This window comes from Acinetobacter sp. 1566109, from assembly GCF_000582255.1.
Lineage (GTDB): Bacteria > Pseudomonadota > Gammaproteobacteria > Pseudomonadales > Moraxellaceae > Acinetobacter > Acinetobacter nosocomialis.
On record NZ_JEYB01000025.1, the window covers coordinates 1 to 21,633 of the forward strand.

General features: G+C 39.3%; 21 protein-coding genes and 1 pseudogene. 11 read left to right on the forward strand and 11 right to left on the reverse strand.

The window, feature by feature from the left end; genetic code table 11:
• Positions 1-199: 199 nt before the first annotated feature.
• Genes J582_RS15695 through J582_RS15715 form a run of 5 tightly spaced genes read left to right on the forward strand, consistent with a single transcriptional unit; the run spans position 200 to position 3,441 of the window.
• Positions 200-1,018, forward strand: a complete 819-nt coding sequence (locus J582_RS15695; protein WP_004711782.1) for an ABC transporter ATP-binding protein — start codon at positions 200-202, stop codon at positions 1,016-1,018.
• The gene (gene mlaE, locus J582_RS15700) at positions 1,015-1,791 is read left to right on the forward strand and encodes a lipid asymmetry maintenance ABC transporter permease subunit MlaE (RefSeq protein ID WP_001091949.1); all 777 of its coding nucleotides are present in this window, start codon (positions 1,015-1,017) and stop codon (positions 1,789-1,791) included. Before J582_RS15695 ends, mlaE begins: the two co-directional genes overlap by 4 nt.
• Positions 1,791-2,474, forward strand: a complete 684-nt coding sequence (locus J582_RS15705; RefSeq protein WP_002049738.1) for an outer membrane lipid asymmetry maintenance protein MlaD — start codon at positions 1,791-1,793, stop codon at positions 2,472-2,474. Before mlaE ends, J582_RS15705 begins: the two co-directional genes overlap by 1 nt.
• A 26-nt stretch (positions 2,475-2,500) precedes the next feature.
• Entirely contained in the window at positions 2,501-3,142 is a 642-nt protein-coding gene (locus J582_RS15710) for an MlaC/ttg2D family ABC transporter substrate-binding protein (protein WP_002049753.1), read from the forward strand.
• Positions 3,143-3,153: 11 nt separating this feature from the next.
• Positions 3,154-3,441, forward strand: coding sequence for an STAS domain-containing protein (locus J582_RS15715; protein ID WP_000250997.1), 288 nt, complete (start codon positions 3,154-3,156; stop codon positions 3,439-3,441).
• Positions 3,442-3,515: 74 nt separating this feature from the next.
• Here J582_RS15715 and J582_RS15720 read toward each other — a convergent pair whose 3' ends face one another.
• A complete protein-coding gene (locus tag J582_RS15720; RefSeq protein WP_002049699.1) occupies positions 3,516-4,529 on the reverse strand; it encodes a CorA family divalent cation transporter in 1,014 nt (337 codons plus the stop codon).
• A 157-nt stretch (positions 4,530-4,686) separates the two neighbouring features.
• Here J582_RS15720 and J582_RS15725 point away from each other — a divergent pair, with 157 nt between their 5' ends.
• Both J582_RS15725 and J582_RS15730 read left to right on the forward strand, forming a co-directional pair.
• Positions 4,687-5,268: a TIGR00730 family Rossman fold protein gene (locus J582_RS15725; protein ID WP_002049746.1), complete on the forward strand. Its 582-nt coding sequence runs from the start codon at positions 4,687-4,689 to the stop codon at positions 5,266-5,268.
• A gap of 14 nt (positions 5,269-5,282) precedes the next feature.
• Positions 5,283-5,684, forward strand: a complete 402-nt coding sequence (locus tag J582_RS15730; protein ID WP_004884602.1) for an NUDIX hydrolase — start codon at positions 5,283-5,285, stop codon at positions 5,682-5,684.
• Positions 5,685-5,686: 2 nt separating this feature from the next.
• Here J582_RS15730 and J582_RS15735 read toward each other — a convergent pair whose 3' ends face one another.
• Together J582_RS15735 and recG are read right to left on the reverse strand one after the other, a co-directional pair.
• The gene (locus J582_RS15735) at positions 5,687-6,322 is read right to left on the reverse strand and encodes a ComF family protein (RefSeq protein WP_031982346.1); all 636 of its coding nucleotides are present in this window, start codon (positions 6,320-6,322) and stop codon (positions 5,687-5,689) included.
• A complete protein-coding gene (gene recG / locus J582_RS15740) occupies positions 6,315-8,360 on the reverse strand; it encodes an ATP-dependent DNA helicase RecG (protein ID WP_031982344.1) in 2,046 nt (681 codons plus the stop codon). Before recG ends, J582_RS15735 begins: the two co-directional genes overlap by 8 nt.
• Before the next feature lie 20 nt (positions 8,361-8,380).
• On the opposite strand from recG, the gene J582_RS15745 reads away from it, so the two are divergent.
• Positions 8,381-9,196 carry an NAD(P)H-binding protein gene (locus J582_RS15745; protein ID WP_006582598.1) on the forward strand — a complete coding sequence of 272 codons (816 nt, stop codon included), beginning with the start codon at positions 8,381-8,383 and terminating at the stop codon, positions 9,194-9,196.
• A 79-nt stretch (positions 9,197-9,275) separates the two neighbouring features.
• Entirely contained in the window at positions 9,276-10,262 is a 987-nt protein-coding gene (gene adeT2, locus J582_RS15750) for a putative multidrug efflux protein AdeT2 (RefSeq protein ID WP_004711792.1), read from the forward strand.
• Positions 10,263-10,304: 42 nt separating this feature from the next.
• On the opposite strand, the gene plsB is transcribed toward adeT2, so the two are convergent.
• Positions 10,305-12,878: a glycerol-3-phosphate 1-O-acyltransferase PlsB gene (gene plsB / locus J582_RS15755; RefSeq protein WP_004711794.1), complete on the reverse strand. Its 2,574-nt coding sequence runs from the start codon at positions 12,876-12,878 to the stop codon at positions 10,305-10,307.
• A gap of 275 nt (positions 12,879-13,153) precedes the next feature.
• Here plsB and J582_RS15760 point away from each other — a divergent pair, with 275 nt between their 5' ends.
• Positions 13,154-14,026, forward strand: a complete 873-nt coding sequence (locus tag J582_RS15760; protein ID WP_002049736.1) for an acyl-CoA thioesterase — start codon at positions 13,154-13,156, stop codon at positions 14,024-14,026.
• A 108-nt stretch (positions 14,027-14,134) separates the two neighbouring features.
• Positions 14,135-15,400 carry a dicarboxylate/amino acid:cation symporter gene (locus J582_RS15765; protein ID WP_031982342.1) on the forward strand — a complete coding sequence of 422 codons (1,266 nt, stop codon included), beginning with the start codon at positions 14,135-14,137 and terminating at the stop codon, positions 15,398-15,400.
• A gap of 43 nt (positions 15,401-15,443) precedes the next feature.
• Here J582_RS15765 and J582_RS15770 read toward each other — a convergent pair whose 3' ends face one another.
• The 7 genes and pseudogenes from J582_RS15770 to J582_RS15795 form a co-directional block, all read right to left on the reverse strand.
• Complete coding sequence (locus tag J582_RS15770; protein WP_079378128.1) at positions 15,444-16,394, reverse strand: metal-dependent hydrolase; 951 nt, start codon at positions 16,392-16,394, stop codon at positions 15,444-15,446.
• A 123-nt stretch (positions 16,395-16,517) separates the two neighbouring features.
• Positions 16,518-17,294 carry a ribosome biogenesis GTP-binding protein YihA/YsxC gene (gene yihA, locus J582_RS15775; protein ID WP_022575955.1) on the reverse strand — a complete coding sequence of 259 codons (777 nt, stop codon included), beginning with the start codon at positions 17,292-17,294 and terminating at the stop codon, positions 16,518-16,520.
• A 108-nt stretch (positions 17,295-17,402) separates the two neighbouring features.
• Complete coding sequence (locus J582_RS15780) at positions 17,403-17,840, reverse strand: RrF2 family transcriptional regulator (RefSeq protein ID WP_032048232.1); 438 nt, start codon at positions 17,838-17,840, stop codon at positions 17,403-17,405.
• Between the two features lie 85 nt (positions 17,841-17,925).
• The gene (locus J582_RS15785) at positions 17,926-18,690 is read right to left on the reverse strand and encodes a globin domain-containing protein (protein ID WP_016804177.1); all 765 of its coding nucleotides are present in this window, start codon (positions 18,688-18,690) and stop codon (positions 17,926-17,928) included.
• Between the two features lie 2 nt (positions 18,691-18,692).
• Positions 18,693-18,773: pseudogene (locus J582_RS27295) on the reverse strand (hypothetical protein); the annotation flags it as partial.
• A 60-nt stretch (positions 18,774-18,833) separates the two neighbouring features.
• Complete coding sequence (locus J582_RS15790) at positions 18,834-20,369, reverse strand: helicase HerA-like domain-containing protein (protein ID WP_004711804.1); 1,536 nt, start codon at positions 20,367-20,369, stop codon at positions 18,834-18,836.
• Between the two features lie 43 nt (positions 20,370-20,412).
• The gene (locus J582_RS15795; RefSeq protein ID WP_016804179.1) at positions 20,413-21,603 is read right to left on the reverse strand and encodes a PLP-dependent transferase; all 1,191 of its coding nucleotides are present in this window, start codon (positions 21,601-21,603) and stop codon (positions 20,413-20,415) included.
• Between the last annotated feature and the right edge of the window lie 30 nt (positions 21,604-21,633).

A 21,633-nucleotide genomic window follows, 5' to 3' on the forward strand; every position in this document is an offset into this window, starting at 1 on the left:
TAATGGAATCTATTTTGCCTATGCTTTATTAACTGGCCATTTCGTAGATCAGTTTCAAGTTCTCAATCAGTAAATTTCTTTTCAAAATCTAGCTCATATTGATGAATGAGCTTGTTTCGCTTTTGTCAAAATTACAACAAGATTCTCAAAATTCAATGTTATAGTATGCGGGCATAAAAGTGCAGGAATGATTGCCATTATGAATAATAAAACTCCTCTCTCGACTCAGTCACTCATTGAAGTGAAAAATTTGAGTTTTAATCGAGGGGAACGCGTCATTTATGACAATATTAGTTTAAATATACGTCGAGGCCAGATTACGGCCATCATGGGACCATCTGGTACAGGTAAAACGACTTTATTACGTCTGATTGGTGGGCAGCTTGTTCCCGATCATGGTGAAGTTTTGCTTGATGGTAAAGATATTGCTCAAATGTCACGTCAGGAATTGTTTGCAGCGCGTGCACGTATGGGAATGCTATTCCAAAGTGGTGCTTTATTTACCGATATGTCGGTGTATGAAAATGTCGCTTTTCCAATTCGTGCGCATACTAAGCTTTCTGAAAATCTGATTGCTGAACTGGTCGCTTTAAAGCTTGAGTCTGTTGGCCTGCGTGGAACAGAACAGCTTATGCCTACTGAGCTATCGGGTGGTATGAATCGACGAGTTGCTTTAGCTCGTGCAATTGCGCTTGATCCAGATTTAATTATGTATGACGAACCTTTTGCAGGGCAGGACCCGATTGTAAAAGGTGTTTTAACACGTCTCATACGCTCATTACGAGAAGCTTTGGATTTAACCACCATTATTGTTTCGCATGATGTTCCTGAAACCCTATCTATTGCCGATTACATTTATGTTGTGGCAGAAGGAAAAATTCAAGGGGAAGGAACACCAGAAGAATTGCAAAAATATGCTTCTCCATTTGTAAAACAGTTCTTAACTGGTTCTGCAGAAGGTCCGGTTGAGTACCAGTTTAGCCACCAAGCTTATTTAGATAACGAGGTTCGTCCATGAATACGATTGCCTGGTTAGGTAGACTCGTTATTGAGCGGATTCGAGGGATTGGTGTTGCGGCACTGATGCTCTTACAAATTATTTTTTCATTACCTTCAGCAGGCGGTTTTGGACGTTTCGTCTATCAAATGCATCGTGTAGGGGTAATGTCTTTACTTATTATCACGGTATCAGGTTTATTTATTGGTCTGGTACTCGGATTGCAAGGCTACTCAATATTGGTCAATGTTGGTAGTGAATCAATGCTAGGCACTATGGTGTCTTTAACCTTACTGCGTGAGCTTGCACCAGTTGTTGCTGCTTTACTATTTGCTGGACGAGCAGGTTCTGCATTAACTGCTGAAATTGGTTCAATGAAACAAAGTGAACAGCTTGCCAGTATGGAAATGATTGGTGTTGACCCTTTAAAGCAAATCGTATCACCACGTCTTTGGGCTGGCATAGTCAGTTTGCCAATGTTAACTGTTATCTTTGCTGCGATTGGTATCGTTGGCGGTAAATTGGTTGGTGTTGACTTTCTTGGCGTTGATGAAGGCTCCTTCTGGAGTGGTATGCAAAATAATGTTCAATTTGGCCATGACGTTGTAAATGGCATCATTAAGAGCATTGTATTTGCTTTACTTTGTACATGGATTGCTGTTTTCCAAGGGTATGCATGTGATCCAACACCTGAAGGCATTGCAACGGCAATGACCCGAACGGTTGTATATTCTTCATTATGTGTTTTAGGTTTTGATTTCGTGTTGACTGCGGTCATGTTCGGAGGGATTTAATGAAATCACGTACTAGTGAGCTGGCCGTAGGTATCTTTGTCATTATCTTCGGTATTGCTTTATTCTTTTTAGCGATGAAAGTAAGTGGTTTGGTAGGTACAAACTTGAGCGAAGGTTACACCATGAAAGCTCAGTTTGATAATGTTAACGGACTTAAACCACGTGCTAAAGTAACGATGAGCGGTGTAACAATTGGTCGTGTTGATTCAATCACGCTTGATCCGGTTACACGTTTAGCTACAGTAACTTTTGATCTTGATGGAAAACTGACAAGTTTTAATGCTGAACAGTTAAAAGAAGTTCAAAAAAATGCTTTAGACGAATTACGTTATAGTTCTGATTATACGCAAGCGACTCCAGCGCAACAAAAAACAATGGAACAGCAACTGATCAGTAACATGTCATCCATCACCAGTATTGATGAAGATGCTTATATAATGGTTGCAACCAATGGTTTATTGGGTGAGAAATATTTAAAAATCGTACCGGGTGGTGGTCTTAACTACCTTAAACGTGGCGATACAATTTCTAATACCCAAGGAACGATGGATTTAGAAGATTTAATTAGTAAATTTATTACTGGTGGTGGCGCAGGTAAAGTTGCCGCTGGTTCATCATCCTCAGCAGAAGAAAAAGCTCCTGCAAGTACTGACAGCAGCGCACAGCCGTCATTTGTTGAGTAAGAGATTATTTGAAGGAGTGGTTCCAGGTGAATAAGTTGTTTAAACAAACCCTGACAGCAAGTGTTTTGTCTACTATGATTGCTGGTACAGCTTTTGCTGCACCTTCAGAAGCACCACCTGATTTTATTAAGCGTGTTGCTGATGGTTTGATTGCTCGTTTAAAAACAGATCATGCCAAGTTGCAAAACAACCCTGCTTTAGTTAAATCAATCATACGTCAAAATTTAGATCCGTATGTTGACTCACAAGCGTTCACTCGTATTGTGATGGGTACTTATGCGACAAACCAGTATAGTACGGCTGCACAGCGTGCTCAGTTTGAAACAAACTTCCGTAATACATTAATTGAGAATTACGGTAGTGCATTTGCTAAGTATACAAACCAGACTTACACCATGCGTCCTTATAAAGCGACTGCAGGCAAAAACCCTGTTGTAACTTTAGACTTCAACCACAATGGCGATAAAATTCCTGTGTCGTTCCAGTTGGCTGACAAAGGTTCGCAGTGGAAAATCCGTAACATCAATGTTTCTGGTATTGATTTAGGATTACAGTTCCGCAACCAGTTTGCTGCAACTGTTAAGCGTAATGGTGGCGATTTAAATAAAGCAATTGCTACGTTCCAACCTGATGCAGATGCTGCTGTTAATCAGAACAAACAAAAATAAGTAGGTGAAGAGTGGTTCAGTATCTTAACCAAGAGTTAGTTGTTTCAGGCAAAATCGATTTTGAAAATGCTGAACAACAATATCAAGCTGGATTGGCAATTATTAAAAAGCAGACTAGCTTTCCTCTAATTGTTGATTTAAAACAGCTTGAGCATGGTAATACGTTAGCATTGGCGGTGTTAGTTCAATGGTTACGTCAGACGCCACAGAAGTCTGGATTACATTTTAAAAATGTTCCAGAGAAGATGCTGAAAATCATTCAAGCTTGCCATTTGCAAGAAGATCTACATTTGGTCTGATTATGCAAAGATAAAAAAAGCACCTAAATTTAGGTGCTTTTTTTATATAAAGGATTGGTGAATATGGACAGGCTTTAAATCCACTTTTTCCAGCGGAAATAAATGATAGGGCCAATAAAAAAGCCAATAATGATTAATAAGACTGCGATAAAACTACTTTTACCATGAGCAAAAGGCAATACTTCGGTGTTCATACCATAGATACTCGCGATCAGCATTGGTGGCGCTAACATACTTGGTAAAATCGAGAATCGACGAATCGTATCGTTTTGCTCAGTGTTAATGAACCCAGACGTTGTATCAAGCAAGAATCGTACTTTTTGGAATAAGAAAGCATCATGTTCTACAAGTGAACGAACGTCTTCACTGAGCTCTCGGATATCTGCATCGTAGATATGACTGCCTAAAGCACGTGGACGAGATAAAAACGTTAAGACTCTTCGTAAATCAATTAAACACAGTTGAGCTTTTCCAAGCATGTCTTCTTGTTGAGCCAAGCGGGTAATCATGTCATCAAGGTCTAAAATCTTCTCACGTTGATGGTTGTTGAGCACCTCAGTAGAGTATTTTTCTAGATCCTTGTGGATATCTTCTAAGATATCCGCAAGCTCATCCAGTTTTGCTTCAAGCAAGCCTAATAAAATCCAAGTTGGATCTTTGTAATCCATTTCATAGTCATTACGACGAGCTCGCGCACGAAATGCACGAAATGCAACTAGCTTCTCACCACGCAAAGTAAATAAGCGATCTTTATGTAAAATAAATGCTACGGTTTGCACCATGGCAAGCATATGGGATGAATCTTCCGCATCTCCATCAACCTGATAATTTTTATTTTTCGTTAAAAAATAGGTGCTGATATGCAAAATGCCGTCATCATCACGGTAGAATCGAGCAGAAGATGAAATGTCTTCTAGCGACTTTAGTGTGGGTAAGTTCTGATCGTAGGCATCTAAGACCCATTGTTGTTCTTCTTGAGAGGGTGCAATTAGATCAAGCCATACTAATTCGGGATGTAGATCAAATCCACCGTTGATGGTGGCATCTTCCAGACTTCCGCGTTCTGTGGCATAAAAGGCTTCAAGCATGTGTCTTTTTTCCTCACGCAGTCTGATGGAAATTGATGGGTGTATTTTAGACAAGGATTTGCCGAAAAACACTTGCCAATACGCTATTTTGCAAAAAAAAACTCTGTCGATAGTCTAGTTTGTCAGCATGACAGTTCAATAAAACGGTTTTTATACTATGAATTCAATTTGTATTTTCTGTGGTTCATCTTTAGGTTCAGACCCAATCTTTCAACAAATTGCTCAATTAACCGGTCAAACTATTGCTAAACAAGGTAAAACTCTTGTTTATGGTGGTGGACGTTCGGGTTTAATGGGCGTTGTCGCTGATAGTGCTTTACAAGCCGGTGGACAAGTCATTGGCGTCATTCCTCGTGCTTTAGTCGATCGCGAGTTAGCTCATCCCGGGCTGACAAGACTATATGTCGTCGAGAATATGCATGAGCGTAAGACCAAAATGGCAGATCTATCGGACGGTTTTATTGCTTTACCAGGTGGGGCAGGTACATTGGAAGAAATCTTTGAACAATGGACATGGGCACAATTAGGTATTCATCAAAAGCCGTGTGCTTTTCTAAATGTAGCGGGCTTTTATGAAGATTTGCTTAAAATGGTTCAAGGAACTGTAGATAAAGGTTTTAGCCAAGCAAGGTTTGCCGACAAATTGATCGCTTCGGATAAAATTGAGGATATTCTTCAGCAATTTGAACAATATCAGCCGCCTGCTCCGAAATGGACAAATGCGGATGTTCAACCATAAATGAGGTTAGATAGGTGAAAACAATTACGGTCGCCGCTGCGGTGATCTTAAATGAACAAAATGAATTATTGCTTGTTAGAAAGCGTAATACACAGGCTTTTATGCAAGTAGGCGGTAAACTGGAGCCGAATGAGGCTCCGGAAACTGCTATACAACGTGAAATCTTGGAAGAAATAGGTAGCTCGTGTGTAATAGAGCGGTTTATAGGCCGTTTTGAGACAGCAGCAGCCAATGAACCAGATCATACGCTGATTAGTCATTTATATTTAGTTCGTTTGAAACAGTCTCCACAAATTGCAGCCGAGATTGCTGAAATGAAGTGGATAAAATTTAATGATTCCGAGACAAAACTTGCGCCATTAACCAAAGAAATTGTAATTCCATGGTGTGAGCAGAACTTATCTACAACTCTATAATTTTAATATGATGTAGATGAGGCAGCAGCTAGGCAACTTGCATAAATAGATGTGCACCCTAGCTGTTTTAGTGCCTGACTTAAAGCGTGAATTGAACTTCCTGTTGTGATTACATCATCAATAATCAGCACACGACGGTAACGCCGTTTTTCTTGAGTCATCGCAACAAATTGCTGTTCAATATTTTCAAATCTTTCGAGGCGAGACAATCCTTTTTGAGAGCGTTCATTTAGGCGCTGCACAGGCTGCCAAACAGGTATTTTTAATTGTTTACTTAAAAGTTTGGCGAGTAATAAGGATTGATTAAAACCACGTTCAGTTAAGCGTTGTTTAGAAATAGGCATAGGTACTATGGCTTGTACCTTAGGAAATTTTATTTGCTGTAAGACCTCGGCAAGTAAGGTTTGATAGTGTAATTTTTGTTCATATTTGAACTGCTGAATTATGCGATTAATTGGATATGCGTAGTGGCAAGCCACAAGAACAGATTGATCATTGCGCTGAACTGTTTGCTTAAGCCACGGTAGTTGTTCCCAACATTCTTTACAAAGTGAATATTTTTCCCGTGTTCCTATTTCACATAATAGGCAAGGGGACAATAACTGAAAAAGATATTGAGGGTTGAACAACTTAAACATAAGCGTATCGAGGTGCTTCAGGCAGCCACCGTTTCAAGAGGGCGTCAGCTTGCTCAGGGTAATCTTTTAGAACTTGTTGTGCAACGTAATGCGCTTGAGTCAGTAAATGATCATCTCGTTCTAAACGTGCGACACGGAAGCCCATATCACCTGTCTGTTTTGTTCCTAATAATTCACCCGGACCTCGTAATTCAAGGTCTTTTTCAGCAATGACAAAGCCGTCGTTACTTTCTCTTAAGATTGACAGTCTTTCTTGCCCATTTTGTGAAAGAGGGGGTTTATAGAGAAGAACACAAAAACTAGCCTTTGCACCTCGTCCGACACGACCTCGTAATTGGTGTAGTTGTGAAAGACCTAAGCGTTCAGCATTTTCAATGACCATAATTGATGCATTAGGTACATCTACCCCAACTTCAATAACAGTTGTCGCAATTAGCAGTTGTAGTTCATTGTTTTTAAATGCTTGCATGACAGATTGCTTTTCATCAGCTTTCATTTTGCCATGAACCAAACCAATATTAAGTTCAGGAAAGCGCTCTTTCATTTCTTGATAAGTGGCTTCGGCAGCTTGAGCATCTAAAGTTTCGGACTGTTCAACCAGAGTACATACCCAGTAGGCTTGTTTACCTTCTCGGCAATTTGTAGCAATTCGATTTAGCACTTCTTCACGACGATCTAGCGGAATTGTGACGGTCTGAATTGGAGTTCGGCCTGGCGGCAATTCGTCAATAATCGATGTATCCAAATCGCCATAAGCACTCATTGCTAATGTTCTAGGAATTGGCGTTGCAGTCATGACGAGTTGATGTGGTGTGAGTTGTTCTGCGCCTTTGTTGCGTAAAGCCAATCGTTGATCCACCCCAAAGCGGTGCTGCTCATCAATAATCACGAGTCCTAATTTGGCAAACTCAACATTATCTTGAAACAAAGCATGCGTACCTACAATAAGCTCGGCATGGCCCTCTTTGATTTGTTGTTCAGCTTGTGTTCGTGCTTTACCTTTTTGTTTGCCTGACAGCCAAGCTACTGTAATACCTAAAGGTTCAAACCAGCGCTTAAAATTTAAATAATGCTGCTCTGCTAAAATTTCGGTAGGTGCCATTAAGGCAACTTGCCAATCTGCTTCTAAGGCGTGACATGCCGCAACTGCCGCAACTAAAGTTTTACCTGCACCTACATCACCTTGTACCAAGCGTAACATCGGTTGGTGTTGTTTTAAGTCGCTTAAAATTTCTTTTGATACACGCTTTTGTGCGTTGGTCATTTGAAAGGGAAGAGCTTCTAACAGTTTTTTTGCAAGTACTTTACTACTCGGAAAAGCAGGTGAGGCAATTTGACGAATATAAGCACGTCGCGTGAGAAGGCTAATTTGATGTGCGACCAACTCTTCAAAAATAAGGCGTTGCTGAGCAGGATGAGACCCTTGGGCCAATTGAATCATATTGGCATCGACAGGTGGCTCATGAATGTAATGTAGGGCTTCTTTGAGTGCGTATCCATTTGTATATTGTTTAGGAAGCAGCTCAGGTAGAGCATCACTATGATGCTTCAACGCTTGTTTAACATATTCACGTAACTTAGGTTGCGTTAAACCATCAGTACTTGGGTAAATTGCCGTGAGCTGCGTTTTGGGTAGAGGCGTATGCTCATTAATGAGCTGAATTTCTGGATGATAAAGCTCAAGTCCTCGTGCACCTACGCGAACTTCACCAAAAATACGTAAACGATGGCCTGGTTTTATTTTGTCGGTTAAATTTTTATAAATATGATAAAAGCGTAAAGTCACCTTACCAAATTCATCTTGTATTAATGCGGCCATAGATTTACGTTTACCTGGAGGGAAATCAACAGATTTGACTTCACCCTCGAGTAAATAACTACGACCAACCACCAATTGATTCATAGGAATAATGGTACTGCGATCTTCATAATCACGGGGCAGATGAAACAGTAAATCATCTGTGGTAAAAATATTTAGTTTTTCGAGTAGGGCTGCTGAAGCCGATCCAACGCCTTGTAACTGATGGACTGAAGTCATGTCCCCTCAACGAGTTCTCTATGCATATATTATTTATCGGTTATGGTAAAACATCTCAGCGTGTTGCTAAACAACTATTTGAGACAGGACATCAAATTACCACAATCAGCCGTAGCGAAAAAACAGATCCTTACGGGAAACACCTCGTACAGGATATTTTTACACTTGATTTAAGTGAAATTGCGCCTGTAGATGTAGTGTATATTTTACTTTCTCCAGACGATAGTACAGTTCAAGGTTATCAACATACTTACGTTGATAGTATTGAACCTATTCGTCAGGCGTTAAAATTACATCCAGTCAAAAGACTCATTGTCGTGTCATCTACACGTGTATATGGTGAAAACTCTGGTGAAACTATTAATGATGATAGTGAGATTCACCCGAATGATGCTCAAGGACATATCCTGCATAATATGGAATTGCTTTGGCAGAAATACTTTCCAGCTCAGTGCGTGATTGTACGTCCTACAGGGATTTATGGTACTTCGATTGACCGATTAAAACGCATGGCTGAAAACACACAGACCTATCCAAATATTCACTATAGTAATCGTATTCATATTGATGATTTGGCAAGATTTTTAGCATTTTTAGCCGATTTTGAAAAACCGCATAAGAGTTATCTTGTTGCAAATAATGCTCCTGTACCTTTACATGAAGTTTTACTGTGGTTCCAAAGTCAGTTGGATTTACCACTTCTTACTTTAGATTCAGCTCATGTTTCAGGTAAAAAAATATATGCGAAACATTTATTTGAAACAGGTTTTCAGCTTGAGCACCCAATTTGCTTTAATGACTATTTATTATGTTTAAATGCTCATGGTACAAATTAAAATTTAGACTAAACTTTAAATAACAATAGAAATACCAGAAGAGGCAATCAAATTGCCGATAAAGAAAAAAAGGTTGCAAGTGAAGAAATTTTGTTTAGCTCTTATTTTGAGCGTAATGTCAGTTGCGAGTTGGGCTCAAGATCAGGTGTGGTGTACATATGATCCTATGGGTACCCAAGGGGATATAACGCGTCGTTTAAACGACATTCGGTTATATGCTCAGCAATATCAAGTCAAGTTCAAGGTCGTCAGTTATCAAAAAGAGCAGCAAGCTATACAAGCTTTTGATGAGGGGAAATGTTCGGGGCTAGCAGCAAGTAACTTTAATACTTATCAGTACAATCATTTTATGGGGAGCAGTTCGGGTATCGGTCTTATACCTAATAACCGAACTGCCCGAAATTTATTGCAGCTTTTAAACCATCCTACAATTGAGAAAAAACTTATTAATCAAGACTATGAAGTGGTCGGTATGATTCCAGTAGGAACAGCTTACATGGTCATGAAAAACAAAAAAATATCAAAAGTTGCACAGCTTAGAGGCCAGCGAGTCGGAGTCTTGGCTAATAATCCGCCACAGCAGGCTTTGGTGAGAAGTGTAGGGGCGCAGCCAGTCTATGTTGACTTATCCAATGCAATTGCCCAGTTCCAGCAAAATAAAATCGATATTATGCCTGCACCGATTTATGGTCTTTTACCTTATAACTTACAGAAAGATTTTGGGCCAGACACTCAGGTGATTAATTTTCCATTGGCTTATTTTGGGGTAAATCTAATTATTAAACCTCAAGCTTATCCTGCCAATTTTGGACGAAAAATTCGGGCTTGGTTTGTGCAAAATAGTCAATTACTAACGAATAGAGCAATGCAGTGGGAAAATCATTTACCTGCCTATTATTGGGTAGATGTTTCTTTTTACGAAAAGCAGAGCTATGACATTATGGTGGCCAAAATACGGAATCAATATGTTCGCTCTGGATATTATGATGCATACTTTGTTGAGCTAATGAAACGCTTACGTTGTATCGATGATCCACGTTACTTTGAATGTTCTATGCGTCGATAAAATAAAAGGCAACCTGAGTTGCCTTTTATTTTGACTAAAATTTTAAGATTTCTTACGTTTTAAACGGCGTTTAGCTTGTTGAGAAGCCATTGCTTCAAGGGCTTCTTTTAACTCTTCATCAGTAAAGGTGGTGATGTGTTGCAACATCTGTAACGTTACTTCATCAAGTACTAACTGTGCGCCTGCTGCCATTTGACGGAAATTATCATCAAACTCGATTTGGCCTTGGTCATTCGTTCGAATGTAATTTTGTTGAGTTAAGACTTTGATAAAGCTTTGGAACAATGCTTTGTCAAAGAACTCTGGAGAATTAAACTCGTAAAGTACAGACAAACGTTGGCCTAACAAATGACTTAGCTCTTCAACTTGTTTTGTTGAAATATTGCCTGAACCACGCTGTGTGATTAAAGCTAACGTCATGTAATAACGCTCAAGACTTTGTTTAACAGGTGTTGCCAATACAACAAGCTGATTGTGCTCTTCAGTATTTGGTGCAGAGCTAATCAAGTTACCTTCATCATCTTGCTCAATAAGTTTTGATTGAACTAATGCATCTGCATATTGTTCAATCTGTTCTTTAAGTTCACTACTTTTCCATTTAAGGAATAGTTCAGCTTTTAAGAACGGGTAAAGTGTATAGATGACATTACTTAAATCAGTACGACTGATTTTTCCGTTATGCTCAACAAGAGATGCAACCAATGAAGGTAAAACGAAAGCATGTAAAATGTTATTACGGAAATAAGTGAGGAGAACGGCTTGGTTATCTTCAATCGCAATAATGTCACCAAGAGCATGCTGTACACGCTTAATGAGTTTAAGCTTTAAGCCGTAAGCAATAATTTCCTTACCAGATAAAGGCGTTACTTCTGTACGTGCATCATAAGGGAAATTTGATGCCAAATTGCGATAAGCTTCTAGCTGTTTAATGCAGATTTCTTCATCAAGCGTATGCTTTGGTGTTGCAAGTAAAATAATTGAAAGTAAAGAAACCGGGTTAATCACTACCGCACGGTTAATATTCTCTAAAATTGCATTTGCAGAGCTATTCACTGCTTCTGAAACAGCGGGTGGTACTGGGTCGTCATTCTTTTCAATGTAGACATTTTCTGCATTGTGCTGTTTAAGCAAGTCGTCTAGAAAAACAGGTTCACCAAAGTTAACGTGTACCTTACCGAAAATACGTTCAATTTTTCGAAGTGTTTTTAAAATACCAAAAATAGACTCAGCTTCTTTTGGCTTACCTTGCATTTCGCCTACATAGGTCGAACCCTCCATAAGACGTTCATAACCAATATAAGTTGGTACAAATACAATCGGCTTGGCACGGCCACGTAAATGGCTATGAACTGTCATTGCGAGCATGCCAGTTTTCGGTGGTAATAAACGACCTGTACGTGAACGTCCACCTTCAATAAAGTATTCAAGTGGTGTGTTACGAGAAAGAATACTATATAAATATTCTTTAAATACCGAAGTATAAAGGCCATTACCACGGAAAGAGCGGCGAATAAAGAAGGCACCGCCACCACGTAAAAGCTGACCAACGAAAGGTAAGTTTAAGTTGTCGCCCGCAGCAATATACGGAACCATCAAACCACGTTTATAGATCACATAAGACAGTAATAAGTAGTCAATATGGCTACGGTGACATGGTGTGTACACAATTTCATAGTCTTTTGCGAGCTCACGAACAGTGCTGAAGTTATGAACTTCTACCCCGTCATAAAGCTGAGTCCATAAGCGTGTTAATGCTAAATCTGCAAAACGAACTGCTGAGTGAGAATAGTCAGATACGATTTCGTTGACATAACCAATCGCACGGCGCTCTGCTTCAAGCATGCTGATTTTGCCACGAATACTTTCGCGTCGAATAGCTTCTTGAACATCACGAGACTTTAATACCGACTGCATGACATTGCGGCGATCTGATAAGTCAGGGCCTAAAACAACTTCACGTTGGCGGTCAAGGTAGTCATTTAAAGTACTCACAATATAAGTCGCTGGTGAAAGGTTCGGATAATGCTGTTGAGCATATTCAACGAGGTCACGCAAAGACTGTGGTTCATGGAACTCTAAATAAGATTGACGACCATGTAAACCAATATTTACAAGCTGTTTAACGGTACTTGGTGTTGCCCATGTGTCTGAGAACAATAGCTTAAACCAAGAGTCTTCTTTATCTGGAGAGCGGCCCCATAAAACGGTTACTGGAACTAGTTCTATATCGAGCTCAGGATTTGCTTGTAAAACTTCAATCAGTTTAATTAAACGAGGTGGAAAAGCATGAGGAGGGGGATTTAATAGATTATTTTCATCATTATGTTGTAAAAATAAAACTGATGCTTTTTCCTGATGAGAACCGATGACTAACGGATCTAATGCAGGTTTTAAATTTAAACGGCGAGTTTCCCCATCCACCACTAACGCATTACTGCGAGAATGATTTTGCAAGACGTAGCACACTACCTTTTGGCGCTCAGTCTTTGCTTCAGTTTCCGATGTTTCTGATACTGGTTCAGTAGGAACTTCCCCAAGAACATGTGGTGTTACCACGAGGTCAAGTAGCTTACTTGAAAGCCGACGATACATTTGACCAAACCCACTCTTGGACATAAGAACTCCTACTTCTTAAAGACAAATCCCAGCACCAAATGCAGAGGGTAATTATTTTGAGGCATTTATTAAAAAAAACAATATGCTACTTTCTTATAAATTATAATGCTTTTGGCATTTTTTATCGTTAAAAATCGTATTTTTAGCTACTTTAAGGGTAATGTTCGTCAGAAGTTGACTGATTGTTCCATGTACAAATAGTTTTTTATGGCACAATAGATTCTACACATCTGTCCTTTAATACCAATTTTGCCTGCAATATGAAGGTATCTCTCATGAATGCGTTAACCCAAGAACTGGTTGAGCTGCTCACTTTAGAAAAGCTTGAAGAAAATATTTACCGTGGAATTAGCCGTAATTTGGTCGGTAAACGTGTTTTTGGAGGTCAGGTTTTAGGGCAGGCTTTACGTGCAGCTTCTTATACAACTGATCGTCCTGCGCATTCTATGCACGCTTACTTTTTATATGGTGGCGATATTAATGCTCCAATCATTTATGAAGTAGATCGCTTGCGTGATGGAAAAAGCTTTGTCAGTCGTCAGGTTCGGGCAGTCCAACATGGACGAGTTATTTTCTCTGCAATGGTATCTTTCGCCAATCCTGAAGAAGGCTTGAACTACCAACACTCAGAACCAGAATATCCAGCTCCTGAGACCTTAAAGTCGGAAAATGAACTGAAAGAAGGTATTCTTAATTTTGTACCGGAAAATGTTCGTGCAAGTTTCATGCGTGAACGTCATGTTGAAATACGACCGATTGATCCAGTCAATCCATTTCAACCACAACCGGAAGCGCCATATAATGCGCACTATATCCGTACCCATGACCGTATTCCAAAACAACTTGATGATATCGCTTTACATCAAGCAATTGTGGCGTTTTATTCGGACTTTACTTTGATGACTACGGCTTTAAGACCACATGGTCTAAGCTATATTTCTCCAAGTTTGCAGTGTGCCAGTATTGATCATGCCATTTATTTCCATCGCCCACTGCGCGCTGATGAATGGATGCTCTATGACATGGAAGCAACAGTTAGTGCAGCTTCTCGTGGTTTGAATTTTGGCCGTATGTGGCAAAATGGCCAACTTGTATGTAGTACGGTACAAGAGGGTTTAATTCGTTTGCGGGAAATTGAAACGCAATAAACTTATTTATAAAGCCATCTCATAAGATGGCTTTTTTATTTTAATTGAAAGGATGTGACAAAAAATTGCTCGAATGAAAAGCAAGCTCATGTCATATTTGCAAAAGGATTGCCTACTGAAAAAAATAATGCTGATATGAACTTAAATACACAAATTCTGATTGCTGCCATTTTAGGTTTAGCCTTTGGCTTCGTGCTTACCATGTATCCTGATACTGCTTTTGTAAAGCATAGCTTATACGGCTTAGGCATATTAAGTAGTGTCTTTATTGGGCTGCTTAAAATGTTGTTGGTGCCGTTAATTTTCAGCTCTATTGTTGTGGGAGTTTCAAATTTACAGGCAGGAGGGCAGCTAGGTCCTGTTTGGAAAATTACGTTTTTATGTTTTATCACCACCACCACATTGGCCTTATTCTTGGGTATTGGCTGTGCTCATTTATTTGAGGTGGGGCGAGGCGTAGATATTTCAATTTTTCAGGCATCAATGCAAAACTATCAAGCACCAGATAGTTTAAATCCAGCAACTTTCTTTACTAACTTTATTCAAAATACGTTAATTAACCCCTTTAAAGCATTTAGTGATGGAAATGTTTTAGCTGTTGTGGTGTTTGCACTATTTGTGGGTTTTGCGTTGGTTCAAGGTGGTGAACGCTTTAAGAGTATCCGCTTATTAAGTCATCAGTTTTTTGAAATGATGATGATGCTAGTGGGATGGGTCATGAAGTTGGCACCATTAGGAATTTTTGCATTACTTGCTAAATTAATGGCTACCGAAGATATTTCAGTATTAAGCCGCTTGGCAGAGTTTGCTGTTGTTGTAACTGGAACCACTATTTTCCATGGTGCTGTTGTTTTGCCATTACTGCTCTGGATTGTTGGTCGTATGAGTCCTTGGACTTTTTTCAAAGGTACACGTACAGCCTTAATTACTGCGTTTGCAACAAGTTCGAGCTCTGCAACAATGCCGCTGAGTATGAAATGCACACAGGAAAACTTAGGTGTTCGTCCTCAAACGGCAGGTTTTGTGATTCCATTAGGTTCTCAACTTAACATGGATGGTACAGCTTTATATGAAGCTGCTGCTGCGCTCTTTGTTGCAAATTTAGTGGGATTAGACTTAAACCTGACCCAGCAAATTGTTGTGTGCTTAACAGCGATGATTGCATCACTTGGTGCACCAGGAATTCCAAGTGCGGGTATGGTCACCATGATTATGGTATTGCAATCTGTGGGGTTACCAGCCGAAGCAATTGCTATTTTACTTCCAATCGACCGTTTACTCGATACGGTAAGAACGGTGGTAAATGTGCAGGGCGATATGATGATTAGTGTAGTTGTAGATCGATATACTAAAGAGAAAGATATCAGTTTCTAATCTCTAAATAAAAAAGCAGGATTTATATCCTGCTTTTTTATTTTTAAGCGGCTTGTAGCTCGGCTCTTTTTGCTGCTGGAGATTGAGATAAATAACTTACCGCATCTTCAGTGCTACCTTCTTTAACTGGATCGTACCAAGGCATGAGATAGTCAATTTGCTGAGCAATAAGCCAAAATGGATTTGGTAATACCTGATTATCTTTACGGCTAATCTTGTACCACTCTACAGCAACCCAAACTGGAAAAAATTTAGATTTGGCCGCATCGGCAAAGCGAGGATCTTGCTTCATAATATGCGCAGCGCCGTCTACCCATAATCCAAGGACAAGGGTAATAACAGCAAGGCTTAAGTAGTAACGTGGGATGTAACCACCACCAAGATGACGATATAAATCAAAGGCTACGGTGCGATGTTCAATTTCTTCAGAACCATGCCATTTAACCAGATCGACCATTTCTGGATCTGCGCCTAATTCTTCCCAACGGTTGTTATAAAGCGCATATTTACCGAGTACACAGGTCATATGCTCAACAGTTGCGATAACACCTAAACGAAATAAATCCCATTGTTCCTGCAAGAACTGAGGAACTTCTTTATCAAAAGGTTTATCTGCCAAAGCAGTGGTAAATAGATAATTCATAATGTCCAGATTTCTCTGGATATCAATATTACGTGCGCTTAAATATTCTTTATTGGCAGAAGTGTGTGCATTTGCGTGCATTGCTTCTTGGCGAATAAATGCTTGGACATCCTGTTTAAGTTTTTCATCGGTAATACGAGGTAAAACCTTATTATAGAGTCGACAGAACCAGAACTCTCCAGCAGGCAAGATATTATTAATTTCATTAATAAAATAACTTGCAAACGGTTGGTTTGGAATCCAGTCTACAGGGGTATCTTTCCAGTCAAATTTTACCTTGCGTGGAAGAATTTTATAATCAATAGAAGAACCTAAAGCCTTATTCTTCAAAAAAGATAGCAATTTCATCATTTAGTCCTGATTTTTAACTCGATGAAGTTATAACGAGTATAAAAAAAGCCCCTACATTTGTGTTTAGCAATAGGGGCCAATTGAATATAAATTTAATAAAGAAATTGTATCTGTTTTGACGATTTACTCTTCTGCATCCTCATCGCTTGCTTCAGGGATCGCATCGACGTCAAATTCAGGCTGTTGCTCAAGCGTAAAGTGTAGACGTCCAGCCATTACACTTGCGAGTTCTTCTAAGCCTAGTTTGTTTAATGAAGAGAAAAGCTGAATTGAGAAATCAAGCTTCATTTTTTTCAATTGTTGTTTAACTTCAAGCAAAACTTTGTTTGCTGGACCACGGTTAAGTTTATCTGCTTTGGTTAAAAGAATATGAACAAATAAATGGCGGGAATAAGCCCACTCTAGCATCATCATGTCAAAGTGCTGTAAAGGATGGCGAATATCCATGAGTAAAACTAATCCTTGTAAACTTTTACGATGGATTAAGTAGTTCTCTAATTCTTTTTGCCAAACACGTTTCATATCCTCTGGTACAGCCGCATAACCATAGCCAGGAAGGTCAACTAAACGTTGATCGGGATTACCTAAACTAAAAAAGTTAATCATTTGCGTACGGCCAGGTTTTTTTGAGGCACGTGCGAGTTGTTTTTTGTTGGTTAAAGCATTAATAGCGCTAGACTTACCAGCATTTGAGCGCCCTGCAAAAGCAATCTCGTAGCCACTATCTTCAACACAAAGTGCCAATTTAGGTGCACTCATTAAAAACTCAGCTTGGCGTAACCAGTTTAGAGATTGCACAGCATAGGCTGTGATCGCCGGGTCTGGTTTTTTTTCATAACTGATCTTTTGCTTGGGTGCTAGTCTGGCTTTGGTGTCTTTCGATTTTTCACTACGACGCATAAAAAATAACTTTTTAAATGAGAGGGCTCGCGCTTAGTATAAAGGAGCTTGGTTATTCTTGCTAATTTTCAGTAAGCTTGGTTGTAAAGATAAATAGAATTACAAACATTAGATTTGCAAAAAGGAAATAGGGGATGTGTCAGATGCAGATTTAGGCTGTTGTAAAACTTCACCTAATGTATGCTGATCTAAACTTTGATAGAAACTTTCTAAAGCCTGATCAAGAATTCCTTTTAAACCACAATGCGAGCGTAAAACACAAGGAGGAGTATTGCATTCAACAATTTGATGATCACCTTGTAAAATTCGCACAATTGCGCCGAGCTTTAAATCTAAAGCTTTTGGATTTAAACGAATTCCACCGCCTTTACCTCGAATGGTAATAATCCACTCTTGTTTACCCATAAAATGGACAACCTTCACGAGATGATTTTGTGAAACATATAAATCTTGAGCGATTTCTGCAATTGTATACGGTGCATCACTTGGACGAGCGACATCCATTAATATTCTTAAAGCATAATCGGTAAATTTATTAAGTTGCATGATCACCAAAAACAAAAGGATAAGAGGTTGATCATCTTAGCCTGAAAGTCTAAAGAATAAAACTTTCAGGCCAGAGCTTTTTCAATTACAGCGTTAAAGGGGCTGAAACTTGTACTTGATCACCAACTCTATAGTGTTCAAGCAAAATGTTCGAAACTGAGAACTCTGTATGGTTTTCTTCAGGCTGAACTTCAAAATGATAAGTATTATTTTCTTGAGCCTCTGTGAACTTAAATGCTTTAGGTTGTTCAAGCTGGTGGTCGGGAACTTGAACTTTTACAGAAATAAAGGCATTTGCTGGGCCAGTTAATACATCTTCATGGTCAGTTGCTTTTAAAGTGAAACGTTTGCCAGATTCAAGTGGATCAATTTGTGTGATTTCAAATGAACGCCAACCAGCCCATCCACCTTTTAAGCTCTCAAGTTGCGCATATTTCTGTTTTTCAACACCAATTAATATATCTGCCAACTGTAAATAAGCTTGTTTCCACGCTTCAATGAGTTCTGATTCAAAAGGAACATTTAAAACTTCACTAATTGAATGAAGCAAGTTATCGCCCACAATTGCATATTGATCTGGTTGAATGTCTAAACTCACGTGCTTCGTGGTAATGCGTTCAACTGCTTTGGCAAGCACTGTAGGATTCTCAATATTTTCAGCATATGCGAGTACTGCTGCTGCAAGAGCACGAGGTTGGCGTAGGCTGGTTTGATCATCAAGATTAAAAACATTTTTTAATTCTGGGTTGTTATTCAACATACGTTTATAAAAGTATGTAGTCAGCGTAACGCCATGTTCGCGCAATACAGGTACAGTAGATTTAACGAGTTCAATTTGTTGTGGAGTCATGGCTAGACCTTAATTATCTGGCTATATAAGATGTATTTAAAATACATCTTTAAGAAAATTGTGGCAATAGCTTTTTTACAAAAACCTTAATTAAATTAAGGGATATTACATCCCTTAATTTAATTAATTGATTTGATTATTTTTTATTTTCCAAATAATGAACCGAGTAATCCTCGTACTAATTTTTGTCCAGTACTACCCCCTAAACTTCGAGCGGCACTTTTTGCAAAAGTTCCAACAATATCTTGAGTCAATTTTGCTCGTTCTCTTGCCGCACGTTCTTCTTCTTTCTGCTGTTCACGTGCTAGACGTTCTTGTTCTTTAGCTTGCTGTTTCGCTAAAGCTTCTTGCTCTTTGGCAAGCTCCGCATCTTGTTTTTGTTGTTCACGCTCAGCGACTTTATTTTGGAGCATTTCATATGCACTCTCACGGTCTACGACTTGTTCATAGACGCCAGCAATAATACTTTGCTCAATTAAAGTTTTTCGTTCTTCAGGTGTGATAGGGCTAAAAGAAGAGTAAGGAGGCATAACCCAGCCACGTTCAACAATTTGTGGAGTACCTTGCTCATCTAGACAACTAATAAGTGCCTCACCCACGGCTAGCTGTGTAATTGCCTCATCCACTTTAAAATCAGGATTTGAACGGAATGTATCTGCAGCAGTTTTTACTGCTTTTTGATCTTTGGGGGTAAAGGCGCGTAGAGCATGTTGCACACGGTTACCGAGCTGACCCAAAACACTTTCTGGTAAATCAAGTGGGTTTTGAGTGATAAAGTAAATACCGACGCCTTTAGAGCGAATTAAACGTACAACTTGTTCAATTTTTTGTTGTAAAGCTTGACTGGCGTTGTCGAATAACAAGTGAGCTTCATCAAAGAAAAACACGAGTTTTGGTTTATCCATATCGCCAACTTCAGGAAGTTGTTCAAATAATTCAGAAAGCATCCATAACAAGAAAGTGGCGTATAGCTTAGGTGTATTCATGAGCTTGTCTGCAGCAAGAATATTGATATAGCCACGACCATTAGCATCAGTTTGTATAAAGTCTAGAATATTTAAAGCTGGCTCTCCAAAGAACTGGTCTCCACCTTGGTCGGCAAGAGCGAGCAAATTACGCTGAATTGCTCCTAAACTAGCTGGAGATAGATTGCCGTACTCGGCTTTAAATTCTGCCGCATGTTCACTCACAAAGGTGATCATAGCTTTCAGATCTTTAAAGTCGACTAACAGTAATCCTTGATCATCTGCAATGCGGAATACAGCAGATAAAACACCTTCTTGAGTATCATTTAGGTTAAGTATACGTGCTAATAAAATTGGCCCAATCTCAGAAATAGTGGTTCGAATAGGATGGCCTTGTTGCCCAAATAGATCCCAAAAAATAACGGGATTAGCCGCAAATGGAACACTATCAATTTGTAGAAGCTTTAAGCGTTCATTAAATTTATCCGAGGCCTCGCCAGCTTTTGCAAGACTTGAAACATCACCCTTTGCGTCAGCAAGAAAGACGGGAACACCGATTCGAGAAAAACTTTCTGCAAGAACTTTTAGGGTGACAGTTTTACCTGTACCCGTAGCACCTGCAATCAGGCCATGTCGGTTGGCAAATTGAGAAAGCAAAACAATTTCTTTTGATGTGTCATTAATGTTTTTTGCAATAACAATCGGTGTACCCATATATTTTTATCCCTTGGAGCGAGCCACTATTGATGTTGTCGTTTTACAAATGTTTTAGTGCATTTTCGATATCTTGAATTAAATCTTGAGGATCTTCTAGCCCTATACACAAACGAACCAATAAACCTTGTTGTAAATGTGTATTCTCAAGTTTCCTCATCATTTTTAAATCATAAAGCATAACCAGACTAACTGGTCCACCCCAGCTAAAGCCAAGTTTAAATAACTTAAGAGCGTCACAAAAACGGCGTACTGCTGAAATATCATAGTCAGGTTTAAATATGACACTGACTAATCCTGCACTCTTACCTGTAGTGCAAATCTCTTGCCAATATTGATGACCTGGAGAGGCTTTATCGCTTGGATGTAGAACTTGTGCAAATTGAGGCTGTTGCTTCAACCATTCCAATAAGGTTTTTGCATTATCTGATTGCTGTTTATATCGTAGTGACATATGTGCGAGGCTGCGCTGAACTTGTGCTGCATCATCTCCTGAGATAGCAATACCTAGAATGGCATGTGTACGGAACAGGCGGTGATACAGTTTTTCATCACGTGTTACAACACTTCCCATTAAAATATCACCACCACCACTTGGATATTTTGTTAGCGCATGTACGGTTAGATCTACCGACAAGTGCTCATCAGAGAAATCAAAAGCATTAAATGCAAGTCCAGCGCCCCAAGTATTATCTAAAGCAGTTACAACTCCATGTGACTTGGCTTTTTTAACAAGTTCTTTAAGATCGGGAAATTCAAGAGTCACTGAACCTGCTGCTTCTATCCATAAGAGCTTGGTTTTTTCAGTCGGCTTAAAACTTGATACATCAATTGAATTATAAATTTTGACACTAATACCATATTGATCTTTTAAGTGGTTTAGATGCTCTAGATTTGGGCCATATATATTGTCCGGGACCCAAACTTCATCGCCTGTTGCTAAAAAAGCAGAGTTAACTAAGTTAATTGCAGATAAGCCGCTGGGTGCAAGTAAACAGTACAAGCCACCTTCAATTTGAGCAATATTGTCGCCTAAGGTAAATGTGGTTGGCGTACCGTGCGTTCCATAACTGTAATCATAAGGGTCGGTCCAGTGGCGGTCAAAAAGGTGCGTAGTTGATTTAAAAATAATAGTCGATGCACGAAATAAGGGAGGTTGCACAGTTTCAATAAATTGTGGTGCTTTTCGTGGTGCATGAATGAGTCGGGTTTGGAAATTGTTATGCTTTTTCATGGGGCGCTATGCTTTAAATAATAAGATTAG